Source organism: Blastopirellula marina (genome assembly GCF_002967715.1).
Taxonomy (GTDB): Bacteria; Planctomycetota; Planctomycetia; order Pirellulales; family Pirellulaceae; genus Bremerella; species Bremerella marina_B.
In genome coordinates this window covers 15,315-28,707 of the sequence record NZ_PUIA01000074.1, presented here as the reverse complement: position 1 = coordinate 28,707, position 13,393 = coordinate 15,315, and the positions used below count along the sequence as shown (strand labels likewise).

7 protein-coding genes are annotated in these 13,393 nt (G+C 52.8%); 1 reads left to right on the top strand and 6 read right to left on the bottom strand.

The features are described 5' to 3' along the window. Window position 1: 1 nt before the first annotated feature. From C5Y96_RS22590 to C5Y96_RS22565, 6 genes are all read right to left on the bottom strand, one after another. The gene (locus C5Y96_RS22590) at window positions 2-1,345 is read right to left on the bottom strand and encodes a c-type cytochrome domain-containing protein (RefSeq protein WP_105358170.1); all 1,344 of its coding nucleotides are present in this window, start codon (window positions 1,343-1,345) and stop codon (window positions 2-4) included. 60 nt (window positions 1,346-1,405) lie between these two features. Beyond that, window positions 1,406-6,013: a DUF1549 domain-containing protein gene (locus C5Y96_RS22585; RefSeq protein WP_158261372.1), complete on the bottom strand. Its 4,608-nt coding sequence runs from the start codon at window positions 6,011-6,013 to the stop codon at window positions 1,406-1,408. 86 nt (window positions 6,014-6,099) lie between these two features. After that, window positions 6,100-7,455: a DUF1501 domain-containing protein gene (locus tag C5Y96_RS22580; RefSeq protein ID WP_199188770.1), complete on the bottom strand. Its 1,356-nt coding sequence runs from the start codon at window positions 7,453-7,455 to the stop codon at window positions 6,100-6,102. A gap of 123 nt (window positions 7,456-7,578) precedes the next feature. Beyond that, entirely contained in the window at window positions 7,579-9,048 is a 1,470-nt protein-coding gene (locus C5Y96_RS22575; RefSeq protein WP_105358167.1) for a DUF1501 domain-containing protein, read from the bottom strand. Continuing rightward, window positions 9,045-10,397 (bottom strand): DUF1501 domain-containing protein, encoded by a 1,353-nt coding sequence (locus tag C5Y96_RS22570; RefSeq protein WP_199188769.1) that lies wholly within the window; start codon window positions 10,395-10,397, stop codon window positions 9,045-9,047. Before C5Y96_RS22570 ends, C5Y96_RS22575 begins: the two co-directional genes overlap by 4 nt. A 358-nt stretch (window positions 10,398-10,755) precedes the next feature. Then, window positions 10,756-11,871 carry an alanine racemase gene (locus tag C5Y96_RS22565; protein WP_105358163.1) on the bottom strand — a complete coding sequence of 372 codons (1,116 nt, stop codon included), beginning with the start codon at window positions 11,869-11,871 and terminating at the stop codon, window positions 10,756-10,758. Window positions 11,872-12,375: 504 nt separating this feature from the next. Between C5Y96_RS22565 and C5Y96_RS22560 the strand changes: the two genes are divergently transcribed. Continuing rightward, a complete protein-coding gene (locus C5Y96_RS22560; protein WP_105358161.1) occupies window positions 12,376-13,041 on the top strand; it encodes a carbonic anhydrase in 666 nt (221 codons plus the stop codon). The last annotated feature ends 352 nt before the right edge of the window (window positions 13,042-13,393 follow it).

Here is a 13,393-nt window from a genome sequence, read left to right as displayed (position 1 = left end):
TCTATGGCTTGGCGGTCCAACCGCGCACAAGTGACGCGTCAGAGGCTTTCCATAGTTTCAGTTCACCATCAAATGAGCCACTGGCCACCATCTGATTTGCCGGCTCACTGACACCAGACAACCACGCCGTCGATAAGACCCAGTCGGCGTTTCCTTTGAACTCCTGGGCAACTTTATTGCTCTTTAGATCGATCGACACGAGACGCATATCAGCACACGGTACAAGAACAATATCCCCTTGGCGTATGATCTTGCTGCCATCGCTTCCAAGCCCCACCTCGGCGACCTTCTTATTGTCGGATATATTCCATCGGTGCAACTTCTTGTCGGCCCCAACCGAAACAATTTGAGTGTTGCCCGGTAAAATGCTCAAACCGCGAACGCTTTCTTTATGCCCTAGATAGCTGGAAATTAGGTCACCGGAACTGCCATCGTAGACCTTGGCCGACTTATCGAGACTACTTGACGCGAGCAACTTGCCATCGTCACTCCAGGTGACCGATGTCACCCAATCGGCGTGACTGGCGATCGTGCGGATTTCCTTCAGCGTTTGAATATCAACGATGCGTATCGAACTATCCGCCGAAGCGACAGCAAGTTCCGATGTGCCTGGGCGAAAAGCGATATCCAATACTACGTCGCCAGTTCTTGCGACAACCGCTTTGACTTCACCTGTCACAAAGTCGATCAGTCGCACCTCGCCGCTTCTCCCAGGCTCGCCACAACCAACCGCTAAGGTCTTCGCATCAGGGGAAAAGCTCAAAGCGAACACACGTTGTCCAACGTTTGGAATTCTTTTGACGAGAGTGCCGTTCTCGACATTCCAAATAATCAGTTCATGATAGCCGCCAGAGATCACCGCTTTTCCGTCGGGCGAGAACGCCACCGCGGTAAGCGGCACGGGATGAGCGTAATGCTCTGGAGGAGCAGGATAAGTGGGTGGTGGAATCACAAGGGCAAGTTCCTGGCCGGGGTTTTCCCCATCGAACTTGGCTCCCTCAGCTACCCACTTTTGGAAGAGTGCTACATCTTCAGCGGAGAGCGGTTCGCTTTCGGCAGGCATCCGCTCGGATTCGTCTTCACATATAATCCGCCGAACCAACTCGCCTGGGTCGTTCGGATTCGCAGCAACAGGGACCTCGCCCGAATCGCCGGCCTTAAGCAACTCTTCATAGCTATCGACGCGGTACCCACCTTCCGCCTTCTTGGCTCCATGACATGCTAGGCAACTATCCTGCAATATAGGAGCAATGTCGCTACGGAAACTAACCGGCGAATCGGCACCGTGCGCCGTCGCACTCATGACGGTCAAAGCGACAATTGAAAAGTATGTGTAACAACTCATGGGTTTCTTTCCGAATCTCTCGTTTACCGTCAAAGAGATCACCAGTTAGGAGAAATTCGTTTAGTGCTGAAATAAGAACTCGTCCGTGTTGAAGAGTGCCCAACACACATCCTCGATACCAGCAACGGGATCGGCCGCCTTTGAGCAGTGATCCAGGGCCGCCTTCAATTCAATATCGGATGGAGGGCGGCAGACGGCGGCGAGGTACAGTTCTTTGATTGCCTCCTCGGTGCTTTTCCCTTCGGACACACTCTTTCGGAATCGATTGTTCTCAGCACGCAGCTTTTCGTGAATCAACGGTCCGTTGAACAATTCGATCGCCATACCAAGATTAGAATCGCTTGATCGTTCACAAGCACATACCGTGCTGCGCTCAGGCTGCCCAAATACCTTCAAGAAGTCGACTTTGGCAACATCCGGTGCTGGCATCTGAGTCGCCAGTGTACCGGCTGGCAGGCTTCCCAGCTTCTGATTCAAGTTCAGCGTATGATTGATGGCGTCCAGCAGTTGCTCGGCACCTAACATGCGAGGTTCCTGATGAGAGAAGTAAGTTGTATCATCCCGGTTCATCTCATTGGTTACGTGACTCGCTTGATAAGTGCGGCTGTTCAGAATCGAACGTAGCAGATGTTTTCGGTCGAAACCGCTTTCGACGAAGTCCTTCGTCAACGCGTCCAACAGTGGGCCATTCGCCGGCGGATTGGAATCGCGAAAGTCATCGATAGGATCGACAATTCCCCGGGCAAATAACTGGCTCCAAATCCTGTTTGCTTCGATTCGGGCGAAGTAGGGATTCTCTGGCTTGATTAGCCACTCGGCAAACGCAATTCGTTGGTCGGCGTCCGCCGCTCGGTCAATACTTCCCACTTGCGGTAGCCAGGGAGCCATCACTTGTCCAGTTCGTGGCTGCGTGACTTCTCCGGAATAGGATGTGTAGATAAACATCTCACCTGGTCGGTCGGTCTTGCGGTGTTGAATGCGATTGAAGAAAGCTCCCAGCCCGTAGTAGTTGTCTTGCGTCCACCTCTCGAAGGGATGATTGTGGCATTTTGCACATTGTAGACGAGCACCAAGGAATACCTGGGATATCGTTTCCACGCACTCGTTCATATCGGCAGCGGTACGATAGAAATTCGCCGGTGGATTCGCCAAGGTGCTGCCTGATCCGGTCAGCAGTTCAGCGGCGAATTCGTCGTATGGCATGTTGCTGCGAAGGGTTTCTTCGACCCACCGATGATATTTATATACCCCTTCATCGCCGACCTCTTTGCTGGTCATTTTTAATAGATCCCCCCACTTGAGCGCCCAGAATTTGGCATACTCGTCGCGTTCGAGAAGGGTATCGATCAACTTTGATCGCTTATCGGAAGAATTGTCGGCCAAAAATGTCGACGTCTGCTCCACAGTGGGCAACACACCAAGCAAATCGAGGTGAATTCGGCGAATGAATTCAGCATCGGTACAGGTGTCCGCCGGTAGGTACTGAAGCTGTTGCAGCTTTTCGTTTACCAGTTGATCGATGTAATTGGAAGGTGACGGCGCTGCCCATTGAAACTTTGACTGGTTTTCGACAAACATCAAAGGAACCGATTCGATGTATTCCAATAGACGCACGAGCACAACGACTTCACCGCGGGCATGTGGGGTTACCAGTCCGTATGCATCGACAGTGGCAACTGCGGTATTCGATGATTCATACGCCGCCAGGTGAGTTACGTCACGCGTCTTGCCATCGGCGAAGTGCGCTGTAACTGCCAGTTGCTGGCTTCCATCGGCAAGCAAACGAATTTGCTTCTCACTTGGTGACACCTCGATCTTGGTTACTCGGGGGGTACCCGCTGGATCCGGTGCCGCACCACCAGCAATCCAGTCTCGTAAGATCACATAAGCCTCGTCCTCTTTTCGAATTTGCTTGCCGCCGCCATGTGCTACCTTCATTAGCGGCTTAAGCAGCAGCAGGCTCTTCTCAGGTTCGATCAAATTGACGCGACGACCGAAATCCTCATGAATCAGCGTAAGTTCGTCGAGCTTCAAATCAAACGCCCTTAAGGACAGCCGAAAGCCTCCTTTACCGCTTGGTGATCCATGACAGGCCCCTGAATTGCATCCCTGCTTCGACAAGGCCACCAGCACTTCCGACTCGAACTGAACCGGACGACGCGTCGACATCTGCGATACCTTTACGGGGATCACCTGGTGCGAACCTCCTACATCGATGCTGATCTCCGCTTCTCCGTCCGTGAGCGGATAAATCACCCCTTCACGTACCTCGGCGACTTCAGGTCGCGACGAGACAATCCGCGCATGCCGCGTCCAATCGCGCGCCTGATCATTTTCATCTTTACCGGTGACCACTATTTGCTGGCGTCCGGTGGAATCGTTGAGCTCGATCGCTACGGGATAGACTGCCAGCTGTTTTGGGCTTTCGATTAGTTTAGGCATCTCGTGCGTCGAAATCACCTTGAAATCCTGCCCTTGAAACTTACTGACGGCTTGAATTGTCAGGCCATGTGATATGTCAAGTGAAACGTCGCCACCAATCTTGAGCTCAAAATCAAACGCAGATTGATCACCTGAAACGGTGATCGATTCAGGACCGGTTATTCCCGGGGGTAAATCCGTCAAAGTCAAGGTCGCTGGCTGAGGGTCACCTCCTTCGCGAATCAAAGTGGCATGAACAAGTACAGAACCACCACGAACAATTGGTTCCTCGAAAGCCAGCTTGATACCAAGCGGATCGAACCAACGAATCGGCACGTTAAACGACTCTAGACGCCCTACCCCCTTATGTTCGCCATACGCTTGCAGGGTGAGTTGATCGGGCTCGCCGGTTGCCTGATCATTTCGACTGAGCGTCAGAGTGTAGGAATCTTTGTCCGCTTTCGCTTTTGTCCCCCAGCCAGTCGGAAGCGTCTCAGCAAGAACTTCGACGCCTGCTTTAAACTCGGCTTGCACTCGCTTGAGGTTCACCTGGGCCGTATGAGAACGAACCGGACGAGCAAACGAAATCGGTCCGGCTGTTTCCATCGCAAACGGAGCGTCACTTTTAGAACTAGCCGAAAGTACCAAAACACCGTCCAACTGAGGACTTGGCGTCAAAATAAAGGGTTCTTTTGCGCGATGTATCGAGTGGCTGCTCACCAGGCACGACTTACTCGGATCCCCGACGGCCGTGGCGATAAGCTTCATGGACTCTAACTGCTCCAGCTTCCAGTTCTCACTGGCCACTAGGTACACACGCCCAGCCTTCGCTTGCGCTGGGATCCGTGAATTGACCAATCGAATGCCACGATCGGGATGCGCCAAGGAGAGGTCAATCTCACCATCGAAACCAAAGCGAGCGACATCGAGGTCAATCGCACAGGCACCGCTGTTTAGCTCAATAGCAAACTGTTCGCGCGTTTTGGCATCGCCTTTGAGCGATACTGTAAAAGTTCCCGCTGGTACGACTTCGACCCAATAGCCAAACGCTTCGCCCCCACGTTTCAGCAGGTCGGACACCTCCAAACGATACTCGCCATCTTCCGGGAAAGTTACGTCCATGCTCCATTCGTCGCTGTCGGTAACCTTCGTTTCGGCAATTTTACCACCAGCCGCATTAAGCAAGTGCATCTGAAGCAAGGTAGGACTTTTCAGACTCCGGGTTCTTGCAGTGAATCGAACCGTTTGTCCTTTGACTCCCTGGATCGGATACGTATCAATTTCTTTCGGCTCATTCAAGCGACCGCTAATACCAATGGGAGGCGCAGATATTGGCATAGACGCGGATTCGGTGACCTGGGGATACTTGCTGCAAAGCAGCGGAACCCATGTCGCGGATTTGCCGTCGGCGGCCTGAGCCTGAATCGCTACCATCTCAGGCGCACCAGACGGAATCTCGACTGCACGTGCCGGTAGCCCACTCGCGTCTGGCCCCAAGAAGGAGACTTCGGCCTTCTGACCTGCTTGGACCGCCAGCGGAAAGCTTTGACTAACGATGGGAAAATCGCCGACACGCAATTGGTAGGGCGCGCCCCCGGCCGCATTACGATTGTCGTGGACTTCGATCCAATAATTGCCCTCTTTCGGAAACAAATAACTGAAGCGAACATCAGGGCCCACTTCAGAATCATCCGCTTGAACAAGGGGCTGTCCCGTTTCATCCAACAAGCGGCACACCGGATCCATTGCCGAGTGTAACACCTGCGTATGAACTTCAATGGCAACTCGCTGCCCTGCGGCGACATGCAAGCGAAAGAAATCACTCAGCGATGGATCGCAGGTTCCTTCGACCGAAGATAACAAAGAGATATCCTGAGCGGAATCGAGGGAATGATTCTTCCCGTTGTCGACTACCGCTTCCAATCCATCAATCAATAGGGTGCGAACTTGAGCCGTCCCGGTCTTGCCAGCTATCCAAAGATGTACAGTGCCTAGTGGATGATCGGCTGGCACGTTTACCGCTACGGTCGCTTGGGTGGGCTCGATCTTCTCCACTTTCCACGTGATGCCAGGCGTACTGAATGCCAGTCGAATCGTATCGGAAAGATCTTTTCCGTGAATGGCCAAGCTGGTGATTTGACCTGGCTTACAGGTGCGAGGCTGGATCGCGTCGAACGTTTCGGCATAGGCAGATAAATGCCACGCGGCAATCACAATGCCGAGCACGTAAGTTGAAATCGTTCTCATTCGCATGGTACTAATATCGACGGTTGAGGAGAGAATAGTGGGAAGGCTCTTTTATGAGTAGCGGTAAAAGGGGACAGGAAGGGTTATCAAACGAGCAAGTCGTGTAAGACTCTGCCAGAGCAGATATGATGCGGGCGACTCTCTCGATCCAACAGTGCCGTCGAAGTGGGAACGCCCATGGCATGTAGGATGGTAGTCGCAAAATCTTGCGGGGTAACTGGGTTGGAAACCGGGTAGGCCGCGTGTTTATCGCTCGCCCCATAAACAATCCCAGGCTTGATTCCGCCCCCTGCCAGTAGGCCGTTGTAGCAGAATGGCCAATGCTCTCGCCCGGCATTGTTCTGACTGATCTGGGGCTTGCGACCAAACTCTCCAACCCAAGCTACGAGTGTCTCGTCTAGCATGCCGCGTTCTTCCAAGTCTTGCAGCAACGCCGACAGGGCCATATCCGCAGGAGGAATCAAGTCGTTCTTCAAACGATTAAAGTTATTGCCGTGCGTATCCCAGAAATTCCTGCCATCGTTATGCCAATTGACAGAAACCAGAGGGACGCCATGTTCCACCAGGCGGCGAGCCATCAGCACACATTGTCCGTGAATATTGCGGCCATATCGCTCACGGGTTTCAGACGATTCCTGCGTGAGATCAAACGCATTTCGTACCTCAGCCGAGCCTATCATCTCGAGCGCTCGGGTTTGATGACTTTCAAAGGAAGAAGCCGCCAGCGAATTGTGAATACCGACACGCTGCGCATCCATCATCTTCAATAACTCGACCCGTGATTGCAGCCGTCCGAGCTCTACATCGGCAGGCAGACCGAGCCCCTGGGGACGCCAGTTTGGGTCATTCAGATCGCCGCCAAGCAGCATGCCGTCGTAGGCGGACCCCAGCCATCCGCCATGTTGCCCTGGGGCCTCGCCACCTGGCGCTGCTGGATGAAGTGCTTTCCATGGCATGGCTACAAACGATGGCAAGCCGTTGTGATTGGGTCGCAGTTTCGATATCAACGAACCGAGGTGAGGTGAATCCTTAGAACTCGGCGGATCGGCGTCACTTTTCACAATCGGAGCCAATTGACCGGTCAGGGTGGCGTGGCCGCTGGATAAATGAGCAGGGTCGTCGTGCGTAAGCGAACGAACGATCGCTAATTTGTCGGTCCACTGTGCCACGCGGCCAAAATGCTCGCAAATCTGCGTGCCAGGCACTTTGGTCGATATCGGTTTGAAATCCCCTCGCACTTCAGACGGGGCATTAGGCTTCAGATCGAATGTTTCAAGTTGACTCGGACCACCCCACATAAACAGAAAGATACATGCCTTGGCACGTTTTCGGGGTAGGATTTGATTCTGTTCAGCTGCCGCAAGGTGCGCCTGCAAGTCTCCCCAGCCCAGGCCCAAGGCACCTAGCGCTCCCGCTTGGAGTAGTTGACGACGATTGATCATCGAAGCGTTTTGGAATTCACGACAACCACTGGTTCGAATTGATTTACGCCGGAACATTGATTATTTGATTTTCTGGTGAGTCTATTTGACGAAAGGGCAGGACCAAGTCGTATAAGCCGAATGCTAAAACAACTCGGCAATCGGTTCGCCATGGTATATGTGGTGTGGTCGGTCTTCGACGTCGTACCAGGCTGCGGTGGCTGGGATGCCTAGGGCATGATATATCGTCGCGGCGAAGTTTTCTGGTGTTACAGGACGTTCGGTTGGATAGGCTCCCAACGCATCGGACTTGCCAATAACATTGCCACCTCGAACTCCTCCGCCTGCGAATAATACAGACTGCAAAGCGCCCCAATGATCGCGACCGGGCAACTTGTAACTCTTTTCAAGCAGCGTAATCTTGGGCGTGCGACCAAATTCGCCCGCCATGACAATCATGGTTTCATCCAGTTCACCGGTCGATTGCAAGTCATCCAATAAGGCAGACACGGCTTGGTCAGTCGGAGGAAACAACTTGTCCTTCAAATGGGGAAAGGCATTGCCATGCGTGTCCCATGTTTCGTCATTGCCTAGATTGACTTGCACCAGCTTAACGCCTGCCGAAACCAGTTTACGCGCCATCAGTAGTGACCAACCAAATGAATTTCGTCCGTAACGCTCCAGGTCTTTGGCATCGGCATGGGTGACATCCAAGGCTTCGTGAACGCTGGAATCGGTGAGCAGCGATACGGCCCCCTGACGTAGGCGGTCGAAGTTCTCGACCTGGGCATGCTGGGCCAGATCGCGGCGTTGGCGTTTGAGGGAACTTAGTAGTTCCAGACGCCCTCGGACCGATTGCATGCCAAGACCTTGGGGAAGCGATAACTGAGGGGCCTGAAAGACGCGATCATCCGCTTTGCCCCGAATTTGATGGTCAAACGAATATTCCGGAAAAGCACCATACGACATGTTGTGAAACGGTGCGGCTTCGATGATCCAAGGATCGTGCTTTGGTCCCATTTCACCGGCATGCTGTCCCGGTATGACTCGACCGCTGTTGTGAACCAATCGTTCTGGCAAAACAACTGCGGACGGAAGGTTATTCTTCTGCTGGCCGCGTGTGGCATATCCCGCAATGGCAGCAATCGAGGCTCGGTCGGTTCGCTTAGGACTATTCGGATCGAATCCTGTCGGCAGATAGGAATGTCCAGTCAGCATCATATGATGGCCGGCTGAATGCTCGTTCGACCCATGCGTCACCGAACGGCACAGCGCCCACATCTCGCTTCGCTGAGCTAACAGTGGTAAGTGCTCGCAGATTTGCAGCCCAGGCGTCTTCGTCGCAATCGGCTTGAACTCGCCACGAACATTTTCCGGCGCATTCGGCTTCATGTCGAAGCTATCGTGCTGAGACAACCCACCGGAAAGGAAAATAAAAATGAGTGACTTCGCTTTACCCAAGGGCTGGGCTTCGGCATTCGCTTCGCGCAATCCAAGTAAGTGATTCATTCCCAGCCCAAGAATTCCCACCGCACCGGCCTGCAGCGCCTGGCGGCGCGTAAAGCCCCCATGCTGCCAATCATGCGACGGATTGTGCCCCGCTGGATGACTCATGTGCTGGCCCCCGTGTACAGATTGGAGATCACCGACCCATTTAGCAAATGATGCGGACGATTCAAAGGATCATAGATGGTGGCACCTGAGTCCACTCCAATCGCATTGAAGATGGTGCTGCAAACATCGGCCGGTGACCAGGAATTCGTGATCGGATAAGCCGCTTTCGCATCGGTTTGCCCGAGTACCTGTCCGCCTTGGATTCCAGCGCCGGCGAACAAACCGCTGTACGCATGCGCCCAATGGTCACGTCCTGGAATCGTTTGACCTGGAAGCGTAGAAACCTTTGGCGTACGACCAAATTCTCCCATCACGATCAATAACGTTTCATCGAGCTTGCCTGAGCTTGCCAGGTCATCGGTCAAAGCCGCCAGCCCTTGATCGAGTTCCGGCAAAAGTCGGTTCTTGAGCTTTCCCCAATTATCGACGTGCGTGTCCCATGTCTGCACGATCCCCATGGTGGCTTGTACGATAGGCACCCCGGCTTCGATCATCCGGCGAGATAACAATAGAGACTGGCCGAACTTGTTTTGGCCATACCGCTCCCGTGTTTCGTCCGACTCGCGACCGATCTCAAATGCCTGGGCCAGTTTTGCTGAATTTAAAAGTTTGTACGCAATATCTCTTTGGTCGCGGAGCGAATCAGTATTGATTCCCGATAATGAATGACGGCCGTGATTGAGATCGTCGAGCAGTTGATGTCGTGATTGCAATCGATCCAGCGAAACGCCATCCCGCATCGAGAGGGCCTCGATGCGAAAATTCTTGTCGCTAGGATCACCGTTGATTTGCCACGGGTCATGCTTGGCCCCCAAAAAACCGCCGTGCTGCCCCGGCCACGTAAGTGGTCCCTCGATCAAGTAATTCGGCAAGGTAACACCACTCGGGATACCATCGTTCCGAGGTCGTACGAAGTCGAGCGCTGCCGCGAAGTTGGGAAAGTCGTTACGGGACTCAACTCGGTCTAAGTCGGAACCACCACGTGGCAGTGGTGTCGGTCGGCCAGTAAGGGCCACATGCGTTGCCAGAAGATGATTATGCTCTTGATGAGCCATGGTTCGCACAATTGCCCATCGCTCCATTTGACTGGCTAGCTTAGGTAAGTGTTCGCAGACACTAATACCTGGCACTTTTGTCGAGATGGGCTGAAACTCCCCTCGTACCTCCTGCGGAGCCTCCGGCTTGAGATCGAGCGTATCGAGTTGGCTAGGGCCTCCGCTCAATAACACGATCAAAACCGACTTGGCTTTACCAAATCCAACGGGCCGGTTCTGTGCGGACTCGGCAGCGAAAATCGGCAAACTGGGTAATGTTGCTCCCATGACGCCTGCAGCGGCAATGCGCAACATGTTCCGGCGATCCAAACCGAATAACGGTGTAGTTTGCATGGCAAGTGGTGGTTTGCTTAGACAAGCGGGTAGGTCCGCATCCAATGCGGAATAAGGTGAGTTAAGACAATATCGACCATACGCTAATAAATTGCAACAGAATTATTACGTATGTGAACCACTACCTTGTGGGAGACCAATCGGGAGTACTCCACGGCTGGAATGCTTTCCTGAGGAGAATCACGTGTCGAATCTGCTGATTTCCACCATGAAGCGTTCTTTAGTACCGAGTCTCGTCGGCTTGGATTCTCGACTTCATACGCAATGGATGTCTCCATGCCAAACGATGCGAAACTCTTTCCATTCTTCCGGAACACTATTACTGAAGCATGCCTCGGCAATCGACCGGTGTCCGCTCGACTTGCCCAGTATCGTCAAGCCAAAGAAAACTATCGTGAAGGTTCAAGCATGGGCAAATGTGGTTTGGGATAATCGCGACCCTTTCTCCAATACCTGGTCGAGATGAGCATTTAGAAAAGTCGATCTCACCATGCTCCTCACTCAATCGTACGATTTTCGCTTCAGGATACTCGATGACATGCCCGAAACCTGAATCGGGAACGATCCAATTTCGATCGCTTGCCAATGCTTTTGTTCCAGCATCAACTACCGCTTTTCCAGCAACCGCGGTACTTACGACAGTCGCGATTACGACCGCCGCGCATTGGTCGATACTACAGAATCCGCCTCGTACGGTGTTCATGTCATTGAATACGTACGTCCCAGGACGAATTTCGGATTGGCTTGTAATGTGGTGTGATTGAAACATCGACGGTGTCGATCCCCCTGACACGATCGAAACGTCGATATCTTTCTCTCGACATCGCTCTATCGTCTCTTGCAGTTGGGCATCTATTTGCCGTAAGAGATCTGGCTGCTCACCTGCCGGTACCGTAACGTGTCCTGGGTAGAAGAAGATTCCGTCAAATCGAACTCCTTCGCGCTGCTCGACGACATACGTGGCGAGTTCAACTACTGCCTCTGGCGAGGACATCCCCGTCCGGTGAAAGCCAACATCTTGATCGATCAATATCCCTACGGTCGTGCCATGTGCCTTGGTAACGCCTGCCAACATGTCGACACTTTCTCGTGAATCGACCGCGACTCGAATATTGATCCGTTTAGCTAGATTCGAAATCCGCTCGCACCGTTGCGAATCCACAGCAGGGTACGCGACAAGTATGTCATCACAGCTTTGACTTAAGACTTCAGCCTCTCCCACTTTGGCGACTGATAGCCCTTGACTCCCCAATCGCAATTGCTCTCGCGCGATCCGGAGTGACTTATGCGTTTTCGCGTGGGGGCGAACGTGTAAATCATGCTGCTGGGCGTACTGCTGAAGGGCCTCCAGGTTACGAAGTACCAATTGCGAGTCGACGACAAGGCATGGTGTAGCAAGTTGCGTCAATTTAGCCGACATCAATCGATCGAACATTTGGTGACTCCCTGGTGCGAAAACATCTCAGCTTGGACAGTTCAAACCATCCACGTACAGCAATCTATTTCGAACGATTACCGAGGATTATGGCAGGTGCCTGGAGGGCTTGTTTACGATCTATTCGAAAACCAGTTTAACAGCCGAATCAACTGCCACGAATCGTAGCTTCGACAGTCAGACTGGGGCCCCTTGGGACTTGGTTTAGGCAGTGAGTCGAACTATGCCACGAGGGGGGAATTGGTTTACTGGAAAGGATTTCCGCCCCCTGACGCAAACGTAATACCGCACAAAGGATATATTCATGGCACCAATTCTTTCGATTACCGGTACTTACCACGAAAATGAGGAACGAAACACAACTATTTGTTGCAAAATGACCGCGAGGGAGGAAGTCTACCCGGCTCTCAATGGATAAAATCTGGGCATATGAATCACGAAAATCAATGCAAGACGAGTGCAGATTCTTGCACTGACAGTCTTATGGAACCAAGGGATCAACAAATGCAGCAGCTAGTTCAAGGTATCCATCGATTTCAACGAGAGCAGTTTAGCCAGGATCAAAAGCTGTTCGAAACACTTGTCGATGGGCAAAATCCATTGGCGTTATTCATTACCTGTTCCGATTCACGTATCGACCCAAACCGTCTCACGCAGACGAAGCCGGGCGAGTTGTTCATTCAACGAACTGCTGGAAACATCGTCCCTCCCTATGGCTCGATTCTTGGTGGCGAAGCGGCAACGATCGAGTATGCGGTCGCCGCATTGAAGGTTCGTGACATCGTTATTTGCGGACACTCACACTGTGGTGCGATGGCAGGTCTTCTTACGCCGGAAGCGGTCGAGAGCATGCCGGCAGTTCGTGCCTACCTTCAGCATGCGGAAGCGACGCGACGAATCGTCGAAGAAAACTACGCTCATCTGACCGATCCCGCACAAAGACTTACCCTGACGGTCGAAGAAAACGTCCTGGTTCAGTTGGAAAGTTTGCGAACCCATCCTGCGGTGGCGGCGGCAATTGGTCGTGGAGATTTAAAACTTCATGCTTGGGTCTATAAGTTCGAGACGGGCGACGTGTTCGCCTTTGATCCGGATCAAAACCAGTTCATGCCAGTGCAGGATGTCGCTTCGCCAGTAAGCGAGATGCAACGCACGCTACCACCTATCTAAGATTTGACGCGGCAAACTGCCAAACATCTCCAATCTGCCGGTATCGCGATGAGATACCGGCAGATCGCCAGACGAATCCTTCTCTCCCTGGCTGATTGGGCTCTTGGCGATTTTAACTTTCCCCGAGAACGGGACGCCTTCAGGGCTCTTGAACATGAAAACAGCTGGATGGCTTAACAGCTCAAGCCAAAGATCTAGCTGTTTTATCTATCCTTCCTCGCCTTACGGAGTCGTGCACTCGTTGGACTAGCACTCATTCTGCTTTCCGGACAGATCCTCGCACCACGAATCTCGTTCCCAACAGGTCTAAGGGAACATAGTACGCCACTACAAGCACCTGTTTCAATGATTA

What these genes read in the sequence shown, in the direction of transcription:
- C5Y96_RS22590 (WP_105358170.1), bottom strand. Translation starts at nt 1,345, where the DNA reads ATGAGTTGTTACACATACTTTTCAATTGTCGCTTTGACCGTCATGAGT.
- C5Y96_RS22585 (WP_158261372.1), bottom strand. Translation starts at nt 6,013, where the DNA reads ATGAGAACGATTTCAACTTACGTGCTCGGCATTGTGATTGCCGCGTGG.
- C5Y96_RS22580 (WP_199188770.1), bottom strand. Translation starts at nt 7,455, where the DNA reads ATGATCAATCGTCGTCAACTACTCCAAGCGGGAGCGCTAGGTGCCTTG.
- C5Y96_RS22575 (WP_105358167.1), bottom strand. Translation starts at nt 9,048, where the DNA reads ATGAGTCATCCAGCGGGGCACAATCCGTCGCATGATTGGCAGCATGGG.
- C5Y96_RS22570 (WP_199188769.1), bottom strand. Translation starts at nt 10,397, where the DNA reads ATGTTGCGCATTGCCGCTGCAGGCGTCATGGGAGCAACATTACCCAGT.
- C5Y96_RS22565 (WP_105358163.1), bottom strand. Translation starts at nt 11,871, where the DNA reads ATGTTCGATCGATTGATGTCGGCTAAATTGACGCAACTTGCTACACCA.
- C5Y96_RS22560 (WP_105358161.1), top strand. Translation starts at nt 12,376, where the DNA reads ATGCAGCAGCTAGTTCAAGGTATCCATCGATTTCAACGAGAGCAGTTT.